This is a genomic window from Reyranella sp., assembly GCF_030651995.1.
Classification (GTDB): domain Bacteria; phylum Pseudomonadota; class Alphaproteobacteria; order Reyranellales; family Reyranellaceae; genus Reyranella.
The window spans coordinates 88,790-108,285 of the sequence record NZ_JAUSBN010000056.1; the positions used below are offsets into that span (position 1 = coordinate 88,790).

A 19,496-nucleotide genomic window follows, 5' to 3' on the forward strand; every position below is an offset into this window, starting at 1 on the left:
ATCGGGGCGAGAATAGCATCCCATGGTTTCCCCCCTCGATCGCCTCTCCTACGCCGCCCGCCAGACCGCCCGGGTCGCCTGGTATGCCGGCCACTATGCCGCCGGCCGCCGCCTGCTGAAGCCCATGCCCAAGCCCGATTTTGCCATCGGGCCGACCCCCGGCCGGGCCGAGCTGACCGCCGACATGCGCGCCCTGTTCCAGCGCGAATGGCGGGACGTCGCCGCCGGCCTCTTCCCGGCCCCGCGCCTGCTGGGCCCCGAACCCGCCGAGTTCCTGCGCCGCAGCCTGCTCTATTTTCGCGACCTGCCGCAGGTCGACCTGCGGCGGCACGGCCAGCTCGACGACGAGATGCCGCCCGGCACCCAGGCCGACGGCCTGCCCGACTATTACCGCCAGAACTTCCACTTCCAGAGCGACGGCTGGCTCTCGGACCATTCGGCCGCCCTGTACGACACGCAGGTCGAGGTCCTGTTCACCGGCGCCGCCGACGTCATGCGCCGCCGGGCCCTGGCGCCGATCGCCGCCTGGCTGGCGGACCGCAACCAGCGCGAGGTGCGCGGTCTCGATGTCGGCTGCGGCACCGGCCGCCTGCTCGCCGCCCTGCACGGCGCCTGGCCGGGGATGAGGCTCACCGGCATCGACCTCAGCCGCCCCTATCTCGACGAGGCGCGCCGCCTGATCGGCCGCACGGCGCGGGTCAAGCTGGACGAAGCGGCAGCCGAATCGCTGCCGTTCGCCGACGCGAGCCTCGACCTCGTCATCTCCTCGTTCCTGCTGCACGAACTGCCCAAAGAGATCCGTGCAAAGGCGATCGCCGAGATGGTGCGAGTCGTGAAGCCCGGCGGCCTGGTCGTGATCGTCGAATCGCTGCAGAAGGGCGACCGGCCGGAATGGAACGGCCTGCTCGACCTCTTCCCGCATTACTTCCACGAGCCGTACTACGCGGAATACACCGAAGGCAGCCTCGAAGACTGCTTCCGCGCGGCCGGGCTTCAGCCCGTTTCGACGGAACTCGCCTTCCTGTCGAAGATCGCCGCCTTCACGAGGTAGAACCACACCCAATCTCATGCTGAGGAGGCTGCACAGCAGCCGTCTCGAAGCATGGGCTACACGCACCACGTCCGTTGCACATCCTTCGAGACGCGCGCTGCGCGCGCTCCTCAGGATGAGGTGGTGCGGGTCTTAAAGCGCGACCTTCACACCGCGCTGGCGGAGGCTGGCGCTCTTGAGCTGGCCGCAGGCCGCCGAGATGTCGCGGCCGCGGGGCGTGCGCACCGGGGCGCTCAGGCCGCCATCGTTCACGATCTCGGCGAAGCGGTGGATGCGGTTGTTGGAGCTGCACTCGTAGGGCGCGCCCGGCCAGGGATTGAACGGGATCAGGTTCACCTTGGCGTGGATCGGCGTCAGGATTCGCACAAGCTCGCGCGCATCGGCATCGCTGTCGTTGACGCCCTTCAGCATCGCGTACTCGAAGGTGATGCGCCGGCTGTTGCGCGCGCCGGGATAGTCGGCGCAGGCCTTCAACAGCTCGGCGATCGGCCACTTCCGGTTGATCGGCACCAGCGTGTCGAGCACCTCGTCGCTGACCGCGTGCAACGATACCGCGAGATTGACGTCGAGCGCCTCGCCCACCTTCGCGATCATCGGCACGACGCCCGACGTCGAGAGGGTGATGCGGCGGCGGCTGAGCGCGATGCCCTGGTCGTCCATGACGATCTTCAGCGCCGTCACCACGTTGTCGAAATTGTAGAGCGGCTCGCCCATGCCCATCATGACGATGTTGCTGAGCATGCGCTGGGCATCGGCGGTCGGCGTCGGCCATTCGCCGTAGCTGTCGCGCGCCACCATGAACTGGCCGACGATCTCGTCGGGCGTGAGGTTGCGCACCAGCGGCTGGGTGCCGGTGTGGCAGAAGGTGCAGGTGAGCGTGCAGCCGACCTGGCTGGAGACGCAGACCGAGCCGCGATCGGTCTCCGGGATGTTGACCGTCTCGGCCTCGTTGCCGTCGGCGAAACGCAGCAGCCACTTGCGCGTGCCGTCGACCGAGCGCTGCTCGGTCACGATCGAGGGCCGCTCGATCACGAACTGGTCGGCCAGGCGATCGCGCGCTTTCTTGGCGATGTTGGTCATGCGCCCGAAGTCGGTGACGCCGTGCCAGTAGATCCACTGCCAGATCTGCGCCGCGCGGAACGGCTCCAGCCCGGCCTCGGCCAGCGCCGTCTTCAGCCCGTCGCGCGACAGGCCGATCAGGTTGCGGCGCAGGTCGTTGCGGCCGTGCGCGGGGGCGCCGGGCTCGAGGATCTGCAGCGGTTCGGTGGGCAGAACGGACATGGAGCGCCCGAGATAGTCGTCGCACTCGGTCTGCGCAACCGCGCTGGGCCAATCTATTGTTTTGATTGCTCTTTTTGCCGCAGCCGCCGCCGCTCCTTGCGCTTGTAGAGCGGCTCGCCGAACACCGGCAGTTCCAGCGCCTCGGTCGGAGCGCCCTCGCCGACCGGCCGCGGAGCGTGGCGTCCGAGGCTGATCAGCCGGTCGTACATGACCAGCGCCCCGGCGGTGCCCAGGTTGACCGAGAACCGTGTCGGGATCTTCACGACGTAGTCGCAGGTCGACTGAACCTCGGGCGACAGGCCTTCCCGCTCGGAGCCCAGGATATAGGCGCACTGGCGCGGATGCCGGAAGCTGGGCAGCTCGATGGCCTCGTCGGTGATCTCGATGCCGACCAGCCGGCAGCCCAGCGGCAGGCGGAAGCTCTCCAGGTCGGCAAACCGGTAGGTCGGCACCGACAGGGGCGTGTCCGACGTGTCGGCGAGCGCGCCGGCCCGCGCGTCGTACTGGGCCCGCAGGGTGAAGACGAACGAGGCGCCGAACGCATGGGCCGTCCGGAACAGGGTGCCGACGTTCATCGACTTGCTCGGACCCTCGATGCCGATGCCGAAATAGCCTTTCATGGCCCTTCGATTTGTTGCAGAAATGATTGGCAGGCGTTGCCATCCCTCCGGTAGCGCCCAGCCTGCCGTCAAACAAGGCCCTGATGACCGTTTCCTCGCCGTTGGACAGTGTTCGCGCCCAGTACGAGGCGCTGCCCTATCCTTCCCGAGACCCGCGCGACGAGGCGATCCGCCTGATCACGGGCACGCCGAGCCACGTCCTCGAGATCAACCACTATCTGTACGCCGGCCGGCTGAACTTCATCCGGCCCTTCCGCGCACTGGTCGCCGGCGGCGGCACGGGCGATGCCTGCATCATGCTGGCCCAGCAGCTCGTGGATCGCCGCTGTCCCGGCGAGGTCTTCTATCTCGACCTGTCGACGGCCTCGCGACAGATCTGCGAGGCCCGCGCCAAGGCGCGCGGCCTGCGCAACATCACGTTCCTGACCGGCTCGCTGCTCGACCTGCCGACGATGAACATCGGCCATTTCGACTACATCGACTGCACCGGTGTGCTGCATCACCTGCCCGACCCGACGGCCGGCATGCAGGCCCTGGCGAGCGTGCTGCACGCCGAGGGCGGCATGGGCGTCATGCTCTACGGCGAATATGGCCGCAGCGGCGTCTACCCCCTCCAGGAAATGCTGCAGACCCTGGCGCCGCCGTCGATGGCGATCGAGGACCGGCTGGCGATGGCCAAGCGCCTGATCCGCTTCCTGCCGACCACCAACCTGTTCCGCCGCAATCCCTATCTCAACGACCATGTGACGGGGGGCGACGCCGGCCTCTACGACCTGCTGCTGCACAGCTGCGACCGCGCCTTCACGGTACCCCAGATCGGCAGCATGGCCGCCGCGTCCGGCCTGCGTGTCGTGGCCTTCCTCGAGCCGGTGCGCTACGAGCCCGCGACCTACATGAGCGATCCCGTGATCGCCCGCCAGATGAGCTCGCTGCCGCTGCTCGAGCGGGCGGCCTTCGCCGAGCGCCTGGCCGGCAACCTGCGCACCCACGTCTTCTATGCCACGCGCGCCGGCTTCGACACGGTGGCGCGGCCCGAGGATACGTCGGCCATCCCGGTGCTGCGCGAGATGGATGCGCAGAAGTTCGCCGCGGGCCTGCAGCCGGGCTCCCCGCTGGTCGCCAACCTCGACGGCTTTCCCTGGCGGGCCCAGCTACCGGCATTGGCGCCGCGCATCATCTCGCAGATCGACGGCCGCCGGACGGTCGCGGAAATCTATACCTCGCTCGGCAGCCAGGGCGGCCTGCCGCGATGGGAGGATTTCTACACGCAGTTCGAGGACCTCTACGTCAAGCTGAACGGCGTCAATCACCTGCTGCTGCGCTTCCGCACCTGAAACCAAGCTTGCAGGATCCGCAATGAGCGGCCACGTCCTGATCATCGCGCTCGGCAACTCCCTCCTCTGGTCGGTCTATCTCCTGCTGACCCGCCATGTCGTGAGCGGCGCGCAGCTCGACGCCTGGGCCTATACGCTGGTGCAGCTGCTGAGCGCGGGCCTCGCCATGCTCTGGGTCGGCCGCCGCACACCGGGAAGCTGGGCCGATCTTCTGGTCCCCTGGACGGTCTGCTACGCCTTCATGCGCGTGATCATCAACGGCTGTACGGCCGCCGCCATCGTCTGGCTGGCCGTCACGCAGAGCACGCTGCTCTCGACGATGAGCGTGCTGATCGGCGCGGGCGCGGGCTGGGCCCTGACGCGCCAGGCGCCGTCACGGCGCGACTGGCCGGGCCTCGCGCTGCTGGCGCTGGGCATCGCGGCCTTCGCCGCCGCGCTGGGATCGGAGACGGCCTGGCGCGGCGTCGCCTGGCTGGTCGCCTCGGAGGCGGTGGCGGTCGCGGCCTCGTGGATGATCGCCTACCATCCGCGCAATCGCGCGGCCGATCCGGCGGCGCGCAGCCGCTTCACCGGCGAGATTCTGGTTGCCGCGTCGCTGGCGCTGATCTTCGTCTGGACGCTGGCTGGGCTGGTAGGCGCGATGGCCTCGCCCTGGGCGGGCGGCGGCGACGCCTTCGGCCGGATCGAACTCTGGCTCTATGCGATCCTGGCGGGCCTGCTGTTCCGCGCGCCCGGCACCTGGCTCGGCTTCTGGACCATCAACCATTCGGGCGTGCAGACCTACCTGATCGCCCTCACCGCGATGCCGTTCTTCGCCATCGCGCTGGAAGCCGTGTTCGCTCAGCTCGGCTGGCTGACCCCGGCGGCCCTGACGACCCATGAATGGCTGGCCGCCGGCGTGATCCTCGCCGGCGCCGTCTGGCTGATCGTCGCACGCGTGCGGACGCCTACGCCTTCTTGAGCGCGTCCGGGTTGAGGACGTTGATCGGCGTGCCGTCGAGCCAGGCCTCGATGTCCTTGATCGTGCCCTCGTAGAAGTGCCGGTAGCTCTCCTCGACGACGTAGCCCAGGTGAGGAATGAGCGTGACGTTGTCGAGCCTGGTGAAGGGATGGTCGGCCGACATCGGCTCCCTGTCGTAGACGTCGAGGCCGGCGTGCAGGATCGTGCGGTTCTTCAGCGCCTCGATCAGCGCCGCTTCGTCGACGATCGGTCCGCGCGAGGTGTTCACCAGGATCGCGGTCTTCTTCATCTTCGCGAGGTCGGCGGCGCCGATCAGGCCGCGCGTGCGATCCGAGAGGGCGAGGTGGATCGACACGAAGTCCGAGGTCGCCAGCAGCTCGTCCTTGCTCACGTACTTCGCGCCACCCGCTTCCGCCTTCTCGGGCGTGAGGTTCTGGCTCCAGGCCACGACCTCCATGCCGAACGCCTTGGCATAGTGCGCCGCGCGGCTGCCCAGCTTGCCGAGGCCGAGGATGCCCAGCCGCTTGCCCTCGAGCACGACCATCTGCTCGATGCCGTCGTGCCACTTGCCCTGGCGTGCCAGCCGCTCGGCCTTGGCGAGGTCGCGCGCGCACATCATCAGCAGCGCCCAACCCAATTCCGCGGTCGGCGCGTTGGAGGTGCTCCCGGGCGTCGTCGAGATCGGGATGCCACGCTCGGCCGCCGCCTTGTCATCGAGGCTGGCGGCACGGGCGCCGGTCAGCACCATGAACTTGAGGTTCGGCAGCTTCTCGATCAGCGCCCGCGGGAAGGCGGTTCGCTCGCGCAGCAATCCCAGCATGTCGAAGGGTGCCAGCTTCTGCGCCGCATCCTCGACCGACGCGAAGGGCTCGTGGAAGACCGTGATCTCGACACCGCGTTTCTTCAGGCGATCCCAATCGGCCATGCGCAGGGCGACCTTCTGGTAATCGTCGAGCAAAGCGAGCTTCATCGTTTGCGGCATGGCGTTTCCTGGGGGACAATGATTGGAAACGCACTATAGCCGCGGGAGGCGGTCATGAGCATCACCGTAACGCCAGTGCATCCTGAATTCGTCGCCGAGATCGGCGGTGTCGATGTGGCGAGGCCGCTGAGCCCGTCCGACCGGCAGGCCATCGAGGATGCGATCGACCGTTATGCGGTCGTCGTGTTCCGTGACCAGAAACTGGTCGACGAGCAACAGGTCGCCTTTGCGCGCAACTTCGGCCCGGTCGCATCCTCCGCGCTCAGGCTCAGGCATCGCGACATCAAGCACCGCATCGATTCGGACGAGGTCGCCGACATCTCCAACCTCGACAGCGACGGCAAGGTGCTGGAGCCCGACGCACGCCGCCGGCTCGATGGCCTGGCCAACCGGCTCTGGCATACCGATGCCTCGTTCCGCGCCGTACCCGGCGCCCTGTCGATGCTCTACGCGCACGTCATTCCCGAGGAAGGCGGCGACACCGAATTCGCCGACATGCGCGCGGCCTACGATGCGCTGCCCGAGGCGAAGAAGAAGGAGCTGGAAGGGCTGATCGCCGAACATTCGATCTGGCGCTCGCGCGAACAGCTCGGCGTCGTGCAGTACACCGACGAGGAGCGCGCGTCGCTGCCGCCGGTGCCACAGCGGTTGGTGCGTACCCATCCCGGCTCGCATCGCAAGACGCTCTATCTCGCCGCCCACGCCTCGCACATTCTCGGCATGCCGGTGGCCGACGGGCGCCTGATCATCCTCGACCTGATCGAGCACGCGACCCAGCCGCGCTTCGTGCATGCCCATCGCTGGGCGAAGGGCGATCTCGTCATCTGGGACAATCGCTGCACCATGCATCGCGCCCGGCCGTTCGACACGACCCGGGTGCGCGACCTGCGCCGCGTGACGACACGCGACGTCGCCTCGACGCTCGAACAGGCGGCCTAGGGTCTTTCCGAGTAACGATCGGTTCACCAATACCAACCTCATGCTGAGGAGCGCTCCGCAGGAGCGCGTCTCGAAGCATGGGCACGAGCACCATGTCTGTTGCCCACCCTTCGAGACGCCGCGCTTCGCGCGTCTCCTCAGGGTGAGGTGGTTTGTTTACTTCAAACCGCCAGATTGTCGATCAGGCGCGTGCGGCCGAGGCGGGCGGCGGCGATCACGCGCGCCGGACCCGCGACGCGCTCGAGCGGCTTCAGGCTCTCGGCATCGACCACGGTGAAATACTCGACGATGTCGAACCCGCCGTCGCGCAGCGCCTGCGACGCCGCTGCCGTCGCTTCGGCGCATGACTTCTTTCCGTCGCGCACCGTGTCGGCGACCTTCACGAGCTGCCGGTACATGCCCAGCGCCTGGGTGCGCTCGTCCGCGCTCATGTAGCGGTTGCGCGACGACATCGCGAGACCGTCCTTCTCGCGCACCGTCGGCATGCCGACGATCTCGAACGGCATGGAGAGGTCGCGCACCATGCGCTTGATGACCTGGAGCTGCTGGTAGTCCTTCTCGCCGAAGAAGGCGCGGTCGGGCATCGCCATCAGCAGGAGCTTGCTCACCACCGTGGCGACGCCCTGGAAATGGCCGGGCCGCAGCGGACCACACAGACCATCGGTGATGCCGGCGACCGTCACGGTCGTGAGCTGCTCGCCGGGATACATCTCGTCCTTGGTCGGCGCGTAGGCGATGCGGCAGCCCGCCTCGCGCAGCTTGGCGAAGTCGCCCTCCTCGTCGCGCGGGTAGGCGGAGAAATCCTCCTTCGGGCCGAACTGCGTCGGATTGACGAAGATGCTGGTCACCGGCACGTCGCCCCGATCGAGCGCACCCTTCACCAGGCTGACATGGCCCTCGTGCAGCGCACCCATGGTCGGCACGAGCCCGATCGTGCGGCCGGCCCTGCGGAAGTCGGCCACGGCACGGCGCAGATCCGCCACGGTGCGGACGACGAGAAGCCCCTGATCGGTCGATGTGTTCATTTGAGGCCTCTTAGGCGTGGACGAGCCCACCGCATAGACAATGCAAGCGGCGAAAATAGGACGCGCAATCTATCGGAAGAGGACCAAAAGCATCAGGCCTCACCCCGGTCCGGGACCGGGATGCGAACCGGTGACCGGTTCAGGCAAGATACCTTGGTAGAAATTGGAGCGGGCGAAGGGATTCGAACCCTCGACCCCGACCTTGGCAAGGTCGTGCTCTACCCCTGAGCTACGCCCGCGCTCCGATCCGGCTGGGTAGGTGGCCGGAAGGCGGCGTTGATAGGGCTTTTCCGATCCCTTGGCAAGGGGCTGGCGAACGGCTCTTTTCATGGGTAGAGCCGTCACGCACCATGCTTGATCCGCAGCAACTGCTCACCCGCCTCGACGCGCTCGGCATCGCCCACCGCACCGTCGAACATCCCCCCGTGTTCACGGTCGAGGAGGCCAAGGCGCTGCGCGGCGACCTGCCCGGCCACCACATCAAGAACCTCTTCCTGCGCAACCGGAAGGAGGAGATGTGGCTGGTGGTGGCGCTGGAGGATCGCGCCATCGATCTGAAGCGGCTTGGCGAGCGGCTGGGCGCCGGCAAGTTCTCGTTCGGCAGTCCGGACCGGCTGCGGCGCCATCTCGGGGTCGAGCCGGGCTCGGTGACGCCGCTCGCCGTCATCAACGACCCGGAACACCAGGTCCGGCTGGTCCTCGACCGGGGCCTCGCCGAGGGCGACGGGCCGGTCAATGCCCACCCGCTGGTCAACAGCATGACGACGGCGCTGGCCCTCCCCGACCTGCTGCACTTCTTCGCGACGACCGGCCACACGCCGGAGTGGCTCGACTTTCCCGTATAGCGTTATATTATAACGGAATGCTCCGTCGTGCATTCCTCCTGACCCCCACTCTCTTCGCCGTCGCCCTGCCCGCTTCGGCGCAGGCGCCGATGAAGGCCGTCGCGACCTTCTCGATCCTGGGCGACCTGCTGGCCGAAGTGGCCGGCGACAAGGTCGAGCTGTCGGTCGTGGTCGGCCCCGACATAGACGCCCATGCCTACCAGCCCCGTCCCACCGACGCGCGCGCGCTCGCCGATGCCAAGGTGCTGGTGAGCAACGGGCTGGGCTTCGAGGGCTGGATCGACCGGCTGGCCAAGGCGGCGCCCTTCAAGGGCAAGGCTATCGTGGCAACCGCCGGCGTCGCCACCCTCAAGGCCGGCGGGGGCCACGGCCATTCCCATGGACATTCGCACGGCCACGGGCCGGACCCGCATTGCTGGCAGGACGTCCAGAGGGTCCGCACCTACGTCGCCAACATCGCCAAGGGGCTCGCCGAAGCCGATCCCGCCAACGCCGCCTACTATCGCGACCGTGCCCAGGCCTTCGATCGCCGGCTGGTCGACCTGGACACCTGGGTGAAGGCCGAGATCGCCAAGGTGCCGGCGGACAAAAGACGGGCGATCACCGGCCACGATTCCTTCCGCTACTTCTCGAGCGCCTACGGCGTGAAGTTCCAGTCGCCGCGCGGCTACAACACCAGCAGCGAGCCCTCGGCGCGCGACGTCGCGACGCTGATCCGCGAGGTGCGCGAGCAGCGCATCAAGGCGCTGTTCGTCGAGAACATGACCAACCCCGGCCTGATCGACCAGATCGCGCGCGAATCCGGCGCCGTGGTCGGCCCGCGCCTCTACACCGATGCGCTGTCGGGCCCGGACGGGCCTGCCCCGACCTACGAGAAGATGATGCGCCACAACGTGACGGCCCTCGTCGCGGGCATGCTGAAGAACTGACGGCACGCGGTCGCGGACAGAAGCCGGCTTTCCCCAGGCCGCTCCGGAATGCTAGCCATGTGTCCGGGGGAGCCAGGGACACGATGCCAATTCGCCGGATCAGCGCTGCCGATGCCTATGGCACGCTAAAGACCAACCCCGACAGAGACTGGCCGCGTCGCGACGATCCCGCCAACCGGTTCGCCCACTTCGCCGACCCCTCGTTCAAGCCGCGCTTCATGCTGGAGCCGGGCCAGCGCATCTTCACCATCGGTTCCTGCTTCGCCCGCGGCATCGAAAGGACGCTCGCCAGTCGCGGTTTCGACATCCCCACCCTGACCCTGCAGGTCGACAAGACGGGGTGGAGCGGTGATCCGACCACGATCCTGAACAACTACGTGCCGCCGGCGATCGCGCCGCAAATCCGCTGGGCGTTCGACCTGGACGAATTCGACATCCAGCGGCATGCGGTCGAGGTCGCGGCGGGGCGATACATGGACCCGCAGCTTACACTCGGGTTCCGGCCCGTCTCGGCCGAAGCGCTGATCAGGCGGCGCGACGACATCAGTGCGATCTACCGTCACCTCGCCAGCAGCCATGTTGTGCTGATCACCCTCGGCTTGATCGAGGCATGGTTCGACAATCGCTCGGGTCTCTACATCAACTGCCCGCCGCCCAAGGGCATCGTCCGGACCGATCCCTCGCGCTTCGAGCTTCATGTCCTCGACTACGAGGACGTGACGCGCTCGCTCGCCGACCTGGTCGATCTGCTGGGTCAGGTCTGTCCCCGCGACCATCGCATCATCCTCACCGTGTCGCCCGTGCCGCTCCAGGCGACCTTCACCTCGTCCGACGTTGCGGTGGCGAACTGCTACAGCAAGTCGGTCCTGCGGGCCGCGGTCGAGCCGTTCGTCGCCGACCATCCCCACATCGAGTACTTCCCGTCCTACGAGAGTGTGGTCCTGACCGACCGGTCGATCGCCTTCGTCGACGACCAGGTCCATATCGAGACGTCGATGGTGCGCTTCAACGTCGACCGCATGATCAACCGCTATGTCGCGACCGGCGACGCTACTGTTGCCAACGTGATCGCAAGCGCCCGCGAGGATGCCGCGGCCGGCCGCTTCCCGGCCGGGCTCAAGCGCCTGCAGCGCGCCTGGGCCTCAGACCCCGCAAGTCCAGACCTCACCGTCGCGCTGGCGCGCGCGCATCTCAGGGCGGGCGGCGGCGCGGCGGCGGAAGGCCTGCTGCTGAAGCAGCTGGAAACACAGGAGAACGTGGCCGCGCGCTCTCTCCTCGCGCGCCACTACAACGAGACCGGCCGCCACGAGGAAGCCGCGCTGCACGCCGAGAAGGCGTGCGAGCACGGCAAGGCGCGGCTCGACGCGTCCCTCCAGCGCGTCGAGGCCTACTATCATCTCGGCCGGTTCGAGGAGGGCCTCGCCGTACTCGACAAGATCCGCTGGCCCCTCGAGCGCAAATCGCTGCTGCTTCACTGGAAGGCGCGATACTGCGAGAGGCTGGGGCGGCCCGCGGATGCCGAAGCCTTTTGGCGGGAGTGCAACGGTCTCGTTGAAATTCCAGCCTACATGGCCGGATTCGCCGAATTCCTGGCGGCCCACGATCGCTGGCCGGAGGCCGCCGAATGGGTCGACCGGGCCCTGCTCCTCGACCCGAACGAAACCACCGCCCTGCGCCTGCGCGCCGAGATCAGAAGAGCCCGTCTGCCGGTGCGCCGGGCCGGCACTGCGGCGCCTTTCGCAGAACGTCCCCTCCAGAGCGCCGTGCGCTGGTCGACCGCGTTGATCCGGCGGGCCGTCGGAAAAGCCTGAACGCCGCTCAGGCGGCCGCCATCGCCAATCCGGCCTTGTGGCGTGCGGCCTGGAGCGTGTTGAACATCAGGCAGGCCACGGTCATGGGGCCGACGCCGCCCGGCACCGGCGTGATGTATCCCGCCACCTTCTGCGCCTCGGCAAAGGCCACGTCGCCGACCAGCCGGCTCTTGCCCTCGGCCGTCGGGATGCGGTTGATGCCGACGTCGATCACCGCCGCGCCGGGCTTGATCCAGTCGCCCTTCACGAATTCGGTCCGGCCGATCGCCACCACCAGGATATCGGCCTGGCGGCAGATGCCGGGCAGGTCGCGCGTGCGCGAATGGGTGATGGTCACCGTGCAATCGGCGCGCAGCAGCAGTTGCGCCACGGGCCTGCCGACGAGGTTGGAGCGGCCGACGATCACCGCATTGAGGCCCGACAGCGAGCCCAGCGCATCCTGCAGCAGCATCGAGACGCCGAGCGGCGTGCAGGGGACCGGGAAGTCGAGCGGGGCCCCCGGGGCGATCGAGCCGAGGCGGCCGACATTCACCGGATGGAAACCGTCGACATCCTTGGCGGGATCGATGGCGACCAGGACCTGCGCCGTGTCGAGATGTTTGGGCAGCGGCAGCTGGACCAGGATGCCGTTCACCGCGGGATCGGCGTTGAGGCGCCCGATCAGTTCCAGCAGTTCGGCCTGCGTCGTGTCCTCGGGCAGCTGATGGTCGAAGCTCGCCATGCCGAGCTCGACCGCGAGCCTGCCCTTGCTGCGGATATAGACTTGGCTTGCCGGATCGTCGCCGACCAGCACCGTGGCCAGGCCGGGTTTCGGCCCGCCCCTGGCCACGAAGTCGGCAACCTCCGCGCCCACGCGCTGGCGCAGTCCGCCCGCGAAGGCTTTTCCATCGATCAGTTTCGCATCAGCCATTCTTGCGCATCCATTCGGCAATCCGGTCGGCGAGCACGGCAGGATCGCCCGCAACCATGAGGGTCTTCTCTCGCGCCGTCCCACCGCGCACGATCTCGAAGGTCGATTTCGGAAGGCGCCAAGCCTGCGCCAGCAGCGCGACGACGGCGTCGTTGGCTTTGCCATCCTCGGGCGCCGCCGTCACTGCGGCCTTGAGCGCCCCTTCGGGCGTACGTTCGAGCGCCATCCGGCGGGCCCGCGGCTGCACGCGCAGCTGAATGGTCACGCCGCCGGGATTTCGGCGCAGGAAGACGGGGTCGGCCGGTGGAGGGCTCAGGCGTTCGTCAGTGCATGAAGGCCGGCCAGACATACTCCCACAGCAGGCTGCGGATGAAGAACAGGCCAAGCAGGAGGATGACGGGCGAGATGTCGACGCCGCCGAGGTTCGGCAGCATGCGGCGGATCGGGCGCAGGACCGGCTCGGTCAACTTGAAGAGCATGTCGACCACGACGCTGATGAAGCGGTTGCGAATGTTCACCACGCCGAACGCCACCAGCCAGCTCATGATCGCACTCGCGATCACGATCCAGGTGTAGATGTCGATAATATTGTCGATCAGCACCGCCAACGACCGCATCTGGCCCCCGCGCCTTAAGGCCGGCCCACCGCCGGCCGCGGCACCCTACTCGGCGGGCCTTGCCGATCACAAGCCCATTCAGGCCCGCGAAAGGGCGAGTTCGACGCTGCCGAGGCGGATCGAGCGCACCGCGCTGATGTCGCGCGGTCCATGCTCGGGCAGCAGCCGGGCGCCGTCGATGAAGGTCCCGCCCGGGCTGCCGAGATCCTCGAGCCCCAGGCGATGGCCCGAGAGCATCAGCCGGGCATGGGGCCGGCCGACCGAGGGATCGGGCACGCTGAGATCGGTCGGCGCGCCGCCCGGGGCGCCTGTCAGCGCATAGGTGCCCGACGGGCCGGCGACCGCGAGCGACACGGTCCCGCCGTTGCCGAGCGTGCCGGAGAGCCGCCAGCCGCGCGCATCGGGCAGGGCCATCGACGGGCCACCCAGAGCGACCGGCCCGGTCGCCGGCGCGGGCCTGGGCGAAGGCGTGAAGCCATAACCAGCCCCGCCCCCGGCCGCAGGTTCGTCGCGCGGCCAGCGCATGAAGGCGAAGATCCAGAGGAGGATCAACGGCACGATCGTTCCCACACCGGTCAGCGTGAGCAGGATGGCGCCGAGCCCCGTCCAGCCCGGCAGGCCGGCTTTCTCGACGATGCGCCACGCCATCCACGCCGCCAGCACCGTGCCGACCAGCGCGAAGGCGCCGGTCAGGCCGAAGAAGCTCGTGAGAGCCGCGATTTCCACGCCCATCGGCTAGCACCTCGGCGACGCTTCGCCGGCGGGCCAGGTGCTGAAGGCCAGCATGCCCATGACGATGAAGGAACCGATGAACGGCACCAGGTGGAAGAGCGACAGCGCCCCGGAGAAGCCGGCCCGCGTGCAGATGCGCCAGGTCGGGATGATGAGGATGAGGGACACCAGCACGTAGCTGACCAGCATGAAGGCCACCGTGAGGGAGCCCAGGGCCAGCATCCATGTCACCAGGCTGGCCATGACGTCAGACGAGGGCAACGACTTCGATCTCCACCATCACGTCGCGCGGCAGCCGGGCGACTTCCACGGTCGAGCGCGCCGGCGTCGAGCTGCCGAAATATTCAGGCAGCCCGTAGACCTCGTTCATGGCCGCGAAGCTGTCCATGCTCTTCAGGAACACCGTCGTCTTCACCGCATGGCCGAGATCGCTGCCCGCCGCCTTCAGCACGGCGCGCAGGTTCTTCAGCACCTGATGCGTTTGCTCGGCGATGCCGCCCGCGACGATCTCGCCGGTCGCGGGGTCGAGCGGGATCTGGCCGGCGCAGAAGACCAGCCCGTTGGCCACGACCGCCTGCGAATAGGGGCCGAGCGCCTTGGGGGCGGCGTCGGTCTGAACGACCTTCTTGGCGTGGGCCATCGTTTACTCTCCATCGAAAATGCGGGTCGAATTGCCGGCCGGACGCTATCACAGGCCGGTTTGCTTGACAGGGGGCCCGGCAACCATTATCCGCGCGGTTCTCCAAGGGTCGGAGGGGGCTGTAGCTCAGCTGGGAGAGCGCCTCGTTCGCAATGAGGAGGTCAGGGGTTCGATCCCCCTCAGCTCCACCAACCACCCCCGACCCCCTGCCGTTGCCATCCGGCCTTCATTCGCTGGCCTGTCGCGGCGCATCACGGCACAATTGCACTCGATGCGCAGACGCAAACGCCCCACCCCGGCAGAACTCGGCCTCACCGCCGCGGAAGGTCGTATCCTCACGTCGCTGCGCACGCCGCAGCGTGTGCAGGAATACATCACGGCCCTGCCGGCCAATTTCGAGCCGGACGGCGATTGCCTTCGTTCCGTGCGCGGCGTGCTGCGCCATCGCGAGGCCCACTGCCTCGAGGCGGCGTTCGTGGCGGCCTGCGCGCTGTGGCTGCAGGGCGAGCCGCCCCTGGTCATGGACCTCACGTCCACGCGCGAGGATGCCGATCACGTCGTCACCCTGTTCCGCCGCGACGGCTGCTGGGGCGCGATCTCCAAGAGCAACCATGTCTGGCTGCGCTGGCGCGACCCGGTCTATCGCAGCCTGCGCGAGCTCGCGATGTCGTACTTCCACGAGTACTTCGCCAAGGGCCGCAAGACGCTGCGGACCTATTCGGTCTCGATCGACCTGCGCCGCTTCGCGCCCGACACCTGGATCACCAGTGAAGAGGATTGCTGGGAGGTCGGCGCCGCGCTCGACGATGCGCGCCACTACCCGCTGATCAGGCCAGCGCAGAGGCGCTGGTTGATGCCGCCCGACGCAACCGTGCTGCGGGCCGACGACCTCGTCCAATACGAAAGCCGCGACCGCACGACGGCGCGCAAATACTGAAGGGAGCCTGCGATGAAACGACTCCTCTCGATCCTGCTGCTGATGCTGCTGGGCACCGCCACGCCGGCCGCCGCCCAGATCCCTCCCGAATGGCAGGCCGCCGCCCAGGCCGTGATCGGCGAGCTGGAACGCGACACGCCGCAGGCCGCCAAGCCGTGGACCGGCGCGGAGCTCACGCAAGGGTGGAACCTCGCGCGCGCCTGGCGGCGGCACAACAACGGCAACATCGAGATCATCCTCGCCGAGTATCTGACGTTCGTGGCGCTCTGCCGCCTCGGCTGCGCCGGCAGCACGATCGAGGGCCAGGGCTACATATCCGTGGCCGAGCAGGTGAAGGCGCTGATCGCCCAGAATGGCGGGTCCTATGCGCTGGCCTCCAACGCCCATGCCTGGCTGGCCGGCCTCGCCGATCCGACGGGTGCGGCGCAGAAGAACGTGGCCCTCTGGGGCAAGGATCCCGACGTCCCATCGGCCGACTTCGCGACCGGCAACCTCTATGCGCTCACCTGGCTGCTGGCGCGCAAGCGACCGACACCCGAGGCACAGGCCGACACCTTCGCCCGCTTCGCGATCCTCGTGCAGACCAAGGCCTGGATCGGCCCGCGCTGCCTCGACATCTCGAAAGTCGCCACGGTGCTCGGCGCTCCGCCGCGCATCGAGGCGTGTCGGTAAAAAACCAGAAATAGCCGTCGTCTCGACCGAAGCGCCGAAGGCGCGAAGCGGAGAGACCTTCCATCCACCAAATGCCGGCAAATCGTGGAGAGAAGATCTCTCCACTCCGCCGCACGGCGCGCGGCTCCGGTCGAGATGACGGGAGAAGGCAAAAGAAAGGGGGCCGCGAGGCCCCCTTCCCGATTCCAACTGCGATCGCTGCGCTACTCGGCGGCGATCTGGTCGTGCACGAACTTCTTGGCGTCGAAGTCCTCGGCGACCTTGAGGTCGTTGCCGATCAGCTTCTCGATGTCGATCTCGGCGTAGCCCAGCACGCCCATGTCGCCCAGCGCCTTCTGCACCTTCGGCCCGAACAGGCCGATCTCCTTGAGGATCGGCACGATGCGGGTGAAGAGGCGGGTGCGGAACTGCTGCATGGCGCCCGAATGATAGGCGTGCTCCAGCATCTCCTTCACCGGCAGGCCGGACCGCATCCAGACTTCGCCCTGGTTGAAGCGGTCGCGCATGAAGTAGAGCGCCTCGACGACGAACTCCTCACGCTCGGCGCGCTCGGCATCGGAGAGGTGCGGATAGTATTCGCGCAACGCCATGCGGCCGAAGGTGACGTGCCGCGCCTCGTCCTGCATGACATACGCATTCACGGAGCCGGCCAGGTTGTTCTTGGCGGTGTCGCGGATGCGCTGGAAGGCGGCGAGCGCCAGGCCTTCGATCAGCACCTGCATGCCGAGATAGGTCATGTCCCAGCGACGGTCGGTCAGCGTCTGCTCGAGCAGGTTCTTCAGCGAGTCCGTGATCGGATAGGCCGACTTGAACTTCTCGTGGATCAGACGCTTGTAGCTCTCGACGTGGCGGGCCTCGTCCATCACCTGCGTCGCGGCATAGAACTTGGCGTTCATGTCCGGCACGGTGTTGACGATCTTGGCGGTGGCGATCAGCGCGCCCTGCTCGCCGTGCATGAACTGGCAGATGGAATGGCACTGCAGGTTGAAGCGCAGCCAGTCCTTCTCCTTGTCGGTCATCTTGTCCCAGAAGGGCGAGCCGTAGATCGGGATCGTCTCGTCGGCCATGCCCATCGGGTTGCCTTCGAACAACTCCTGCGACCAGTCGATACGGGTGCTGGTGTCCCACTGCTGCTGCTTGCCCTTCTCATAGAGGTTCAGCAGGTCGGCGGAGCCGTCCTCGTACTCCCAGTTGAAGGCGATCTCGGTCGCGCCATCGAACTTCCAGTTCGTGATTTCGACCGGCAGCTGGTAAATTTTTTGCGTCGTCATCGGCTCTTGCCTCCTGGCCCTGAACCCTGTCCCATCCCTTAGGAGCGTCGGAACAATGACGCTCCGCTCATTTTTCTCGGCGGACGCTAGCACAGTCTGCTAGGAGAGTCCGCCCGGAAATCGGGCCTCTGAAGACGAGTTTTTGATGTCCTATAATCAGCTGCGCATCGCCAAGATCATCCAGGAAACGCCGGACGCCCGCTCCTTCGTCCTCGAGATTCCGCCCGACCTGGCCGAAAAGTACCGCTACCGTGCCGGCCAGTTCCTGACCTTCCGCGTCCCCCACGCAGACGGCGCCTTCAACCGCTGCTACTCCCTCTCCAGCGCCCCCGAGACCGACGGGTTGCCGAAGGTCACGATCAAGCGGGTCGCCGGCGGCAAGGGCTCGAACTGGTTCCACGACTCGGTGAAGGAGGGCGGCACGCTGGAAGTCCTGCCGCCGGCCGGCCGTTTCGTGCTGGGCGAGGGCGATGCCCCGCTCCTGCTGTTCGGCGGCGGCAGCGGCATCACGCCCATGATGTCGCTGATCAAGAGCGCCCTCAGGGGACCGCGCCGCATCCGCCTGTTCTACGCCAACCGCGACAGACAATCCGTCATCTTCGACGCCGAGTTCGAGGCGCTCCTGGGGGCCCATCCCGGCCGGCTGGAAATCGTCCATCATCTCGATTCGACGCAGGGCATCATCAAGCCCGAGGAGATCGTCGCCGCGATGAAGGGCTTCGAGGCGGGCGACGTCTATCTCTGCGGCCCTGGCCCGTTCATGAAACTGGTCGAGGAGACGCTGTTCGAACACGGCATGCCGCACGACAAGGTGCGCATCGAGCGGTTCGAGGCCTCGGGCAACGACGCGGTCCCGATCGAACCCAGCGAGGAAGGCGACGTGATCCCGGGCGAGATCACGATCCATTTCGAGGGCAAGGTGCACAAGGTGGCCTATGCCAAGGGCCAGACCATCCTCGAGGCCGCGCGTGCGGGCGGGCTCAACCCGCTGTCTTCCTGCGAGGAAGGCTTCTGCGCCTCCTGCGCCGCCAAGCGCATCAAGGGCAAGGTCATCCTCGCCAAGAACGATATCTATACGCCCGAAGATCTCGCCAATGACTGGATCCTGACCTGCCAGGGCCACTGTTTCGGGGCCGAGGTCGAGATCACCTACGACGTGGTGTAGCGATCAGCGCCCGTCCCCTCGCCCAGGCGACCATCCTGACCCTGGTCGCCGGCATCGCCGACGCCGTGGGCTTCGTCACCATGGGAGGCGTGTTCGCCGCCAACATGACCGGCAACACGGTGCTGGCCGGCATCGACATCGCCAAGGGCAACCATCTCGGCGCCTGGAACCATCTCACGCCGCTGGTCGCCTTCTTCCCCGGCGCCATGCTCGCCCGCGCGATGCTGCGCCTTTTCAAGGGGCCTGCGGCCGGCATCCTGCTCGAAGCCACGCTCCTCGCGGCCGTGGGCTTCCTGCCCATTGGGGAGGAAAATGCAGTGATGATCGTCGCTTTCGCGATGGGACTGCAGGCCTCGACGATCACCAGCTTCGCCGGTCATTCGGTCAGTACCGTCGTCGTCACCAGCACCCTGGCGCGCACCGCCGACGCCGCCGTCGACCGGCTGTGGCGCGGCGCGGCGATCACTCCGCCCTCGGCGCTGAACACCGGGCTGCTGGCGCTGACCTGGACGGGTTACCTGGTGGGCGCCGTGATCGGCGGGCTTCTGCTGCCGGTACTCGCCTGGCCGCTGCTCGTGCCGGCCGCGTTGCTGATCCTGATGCTGCCTCTTCTCTGATTGCTTCCCCATTCAGATGCAGGGCTGTCCGGGGAAAATGACGCGCGACTTCGGATAGGGGAAAATTGTCATCCCGAGCGCAGCGAGGGACCTTTAGAGCCACCGACAAAGGTCCCTCGCTGCGCTCGGGATGACAAAGTGCGTACAAATAGGGCCG

22 protein-coding genes and 2 tRNA genes are annotated in these 19,496 nt (G+C 67.4%); 12 read left to right on the forward strand and 12 right to left on the reverse strand.

What is annotated here, in order from left to right; all coding sequences use genetic code 11:
• Positions 1-22 precede the first annotated feature (22 nt).
• Complete coding sequence (locus Q7V45_RS18015; RefSeq protein ID WP_304854507.1) at positions 23-1,051, forward strand: class I SAM-dependent methyltransferase; 1,029 nt, start codon at positions 23-25, stop codon at positions 1,049-1,051.
• Between the two features lie 132 nt (positions 1,052-1,183).
• On the opposite strand, the gene rlmN is transcribed toward Q7V45_RS18015, so the two are convergent.
• Positions 1,184-2,332 carry a 23S rRNA (adenine(2503)-C(2))-methyltransferase RlmN gene (gene rlmN / locus Q7V45_RS18020; protein WP_304854508.1) on the reverse strand — a complete coding sequence of 383 codons (1,149 nt, stop codon included), beginning with the start codon at positions 2,330-2,332 and terminating at the stop codon, positions 1,184-1,186.
• 53 nt (positions 2,333-2,385) lie between these two features.
• The gene (locus tag Q7V45_RS18025; RefSeq protein WP_304854510.1) at positions 2,386-2,952 is read right to left on the reverse strand and encodes an RNA methyltransferase; all 567 of its coding nucleotides are present in this window, start codon (positions 2,950-2,952) and stop codon (positions 2,386-2,388) included.
• 83 nt (positions 2,953-3,035) lie between these two features.
• Here Q7V45_RS18025 and Q7V45_RS18030 point away from each other — a divergent pair, with 83 nt between their 5' ends.
• Both Q7V45_RS18030 and Q7V45_RS18035 read left to right on the forward strand, forming a co-directional pair.
• A complete protein-coding gene (locus tag Q7V45_RS18030; protein WP_304854512.1) occupies positions 3,036-4,286 on the forward strand; it encodes a bifunctional 2-polyprenyl-6-hydroxyphenol methylase/3-demethylubiquinol 3-O-methyltransferase UbiG in 1,251 nt (416 codons plus the stop codon).
• A gap of 22 nt (positions 4,287-4,308) precedes the next feature.
• Positions 4,309-5,247, forward strand: a complete 939-nt coding sequence (locus Q7V45_RS18035) for a hypothetical protein (RefSeq protein WP_304854514.1) — start codon at positions 4,309-4,311, stop codon at positions 5,245-5,247.
• Here Q7V45_RS18035 and Q7V45_RS18040 read toward each other — a convergent pair.
• On the reverse strand, positions 5,234-6,229 hold the full coding sequence (locus Q7V45_RS18040) for a D-2-hydroxyacid dehydrogenase family protein (RefSeq protein WP_304854515.1): 996 nt from the start codon (positions 6,227-6,229) through the stop codon (positions 5,234-5,236). The two genes, Q7V45_RS18035 and Q7V45_RS18040, sit on opposite strands and share 14 nt — an antisense overlap.
• Before the next feature lie 54 nt (positions 6,230-6,283).
• Between Q7V45_RS18040 and Q7V45_RS18045 the strand changes: the two genes are divergently transcribed.
• Entirely contained in the window at positions 6,284-7,168 is an 885-nt protein-coding gene (locus Q7V45_RS18045; protein WP_304854516.1) for a TauD/TfdA family dioxygenase, read from the forward strand.
• A gap of 161 nt (positions 7,169-7,329) precedes the next feature.
• On the opposite strand, the gene panC is transcribed toward Q7V45_RS18045, so the two are convergent.
• Together panC and Q7V45_RS18055 are read right to left on the reverse strand one after the other, a co-directional pair.
• Positions 7,330-8,193 carry a pantoate--beta-alanine ligase gene (gene panC / locus Q7V45_RS18050; protein ID WP_304854518.1) on the reverse strand — a complete coding sequence of 288 codons (864 nt, stop codon included), beginning with the start codon at positions 8,191-8,193 and terminating at the stop codon, positions 7,330-7,332.
• A gap of 164 nt (positions 8,194-8,357) precedes the next feature.
• Positions 8,358-8,432, reverse strand: a tRNA-Gly gene (locus Q7V45_RS18055).
• Positions 8,433-8,543: 111 nt separating this feature from the next.
• Here Q7V45_RS18055 and Q7V45_RS18060 point away from each other — a divergent pair.
• From Q7V45_RS18060 to Q7V45_RS18070, 3 genes are all read left to right on the forward strand, one after another.
• Positions 8,544-9,038, forward strand: coding sequence for a prolyl-tRNA synthetase associated domain-containing protein (locus tag Q7V45_RS18060; protein ID WP_304854519.1), 495 nt, complete (start codon positions 8,544-8,546; stop codon positions 9,036-9,038).
• Between the two features lie 17 nt (positions 9,039-9,055).
• Positions 9,056-9,967, forward strand: a complete 912-nt coding sequence (locus Q7V45_RS18065) for a metal ABC transporter solute-binding protein, Zn/Mn family (protein ID WP_304854520.1) — start codon at positions 9,056-9,058, stop codon at positions 9,965-9,967.
• Between the two features lie 83 nt (positions 9,968-10,050).
• A complete protein-coding gene (locus Q7V45_RS18070; RefSeq protein WP_304854521.1) occupies positions 10,051-11,778 on the forward strand; it encodes a GSCFA domain-containing protein in 1,728 nt (575 codons plus the stop codon).
• A 7-nt stretch (positions 11,779-11,785) separates the two neighbouring features.
• On the opposite strand, the gene folD is transcribed toward Q7V45_RS18070, so the two are convergent.
• The 6 genes from folD to Q7V45_RS18100 all read right to left on the reverse strand — a co-directional run bounded on the left by folD (position 11,786) and on the right by Q7V45_RS18100 (position 14,677).
• Positions 11,786-12,688 carry a bifunctional methylenetetrahydrofolate dehydrogenase/methenyltetrahydrofolate cyclohydrolase FolD gene (gene folD, locus Q7V45_RS18075; RefSeq protein ID WP_304854522.1) on the reverse strand — a complete coding sequence of 301 codons (903 nt, stop codon included), beginning with the start codon at positions 12,686-12,688 and terminating at the stop codon, positions 11,786-11,788.
• Complete coding sequence (locus Q7V45_RS18080; protein WP_304854524.1) at positions 12,681-12,953, reverse strand: DUF167 domain-containing protein; 273 nt, start codon at positions 12,951-12,953, stop codon at positions 12,681-12,683. Before Q7V45_RS18080 ends, folD begins: the two co-directional genes overlap by 8 nt.
• A gap of 58 nt (positions 12,954-13,011) precedes the next feature.
• Positions 13,012-13,305, reverse strand: coding sequence for a YggT family protein (locus Q7V45_RS18085; RefSeq protein WP_304854527.1), 294 nt, complete (start codon positions 13,303-13,305; stop codon positions 13,012-13,014).
• 78 nt (positions 13,306-13,383) lie between these two features.
• Complete coding sequence (locus Q7V45_RS18090; RefSeq protein WP_304854529.1) at positions 13,384-14,037, reverse strand: FHA domain-containing protein; 654 nt, start codon at positions 14,035-14,037, stop codon at positions 13,384-13,386.
• 3 nt (positions 14,038-14,040) lie between these two features.
• A complete protein-coding gene (locus tag Q7V45_RS18095) occupies positions 14,041-14,298 on the reverse strand; it encodes a hypothetical protein (RefSeq protein WP_304854531.1) in 258 nt (85 codons plus the stop codon).
• Positions 14,285-14,677 (reverse strand): RidA family protein, encoded by a 393-nt coding sequence (locus Q7V45_RS18100; RefSeq protein ID WP_304854533.1) that lies wholly within the window; start codon positions 14,675-14,677, stop codon positions 14,285-14,287. The genes Q7V45_RS18095 and Q7V45_RS18100 overlap by 14 nt, the downstream gene beginning before the upstream one ends.
• A gap of 115 nt (positions 14,678-14,792) precedes the next feature.
• On the opposite strand from Q7V45_RS18100, the gene Q7V45_RS18105 reads away from it, so the two are divergent.
• From Q7V45_RS18105 to Q7V45_RS18115, 3 genes are all read left to right on the forward strand, one after another.
• Positions 14,793-14,868 (forward strand) — tRNA-Ala (locus Q7V45_RS18105).
• Between the two features lie 80 nt (positions 14,869-14,948).
• Positions 14,949-15,614, forward strand: a complete 666-nt coding sequence (locus Q7V45_RS18110) for a hypothetical protein (RefSeq protein WP_304854535.1) — start codon at positions 14,949-14,951, stop codon at positions 15,612-15,614.
• Between the two features lie 12 nt (positions 15,615-15,626).
• The gene (locus Q7V45_RS18115) at positions 15,627-16,286 is read left to right on the forward strand and encodes a hypothetical protein (RefSeq protein WP_304854537.1); all 660 of its coding nucleotides are present in this window, start codon (positions 15,627-15,629) and stop codon (positions 16,284-16,286) included.
• Between the two features lie 203 nt (positions 16,287-16,489).
• Here Q7V45_RS18115 and Q7V45_RS18120 read toward each other — a convergent pair whose 3' ends face one another.
• Entirely contained in the window at positions 16,490-17,557 is a 1,068-nt protein-coding gene (locus Q7V45_RS18120) for a ferritin-like domain-containing protein (RefSeq protein WP_304854538.1), read from the reverse strand.
• A 145-nt stretch (positions 17,558-17,702) separates the two neighbouring features.
• On the opposite strand from Q7V45_RS18120, the gene Q7V45_RS18125 reads away from it, so the two are divergent.
• Positions 17,703-18,722 carry a ferredoxin--NADP reductase gene (locus tag Q7V45_RS18125; protein WP_304854540.1) on the forward strand — a complete coding sequence of 340 codons (1,020 nt, stop codon included), beginning with the start codon at positions 17,703-17,705 and terminating at the stop codon, positions 18,720-18,722.
• Between the two features lie 35 nt (positions 18,723-18,757).
• Complete coding sequence (locus tag Q7V45_RS18130) at positions 18,758-19,339, forward strand: YoaK family protein (protein WP_304854545.1); 582 nt, start codon at positions 18,758-18,760, stop codon at positions 19,337-19,339.
• The last annotated feature ends 157 nt before the right edge of the window (positions 19,340-19,496 follow it).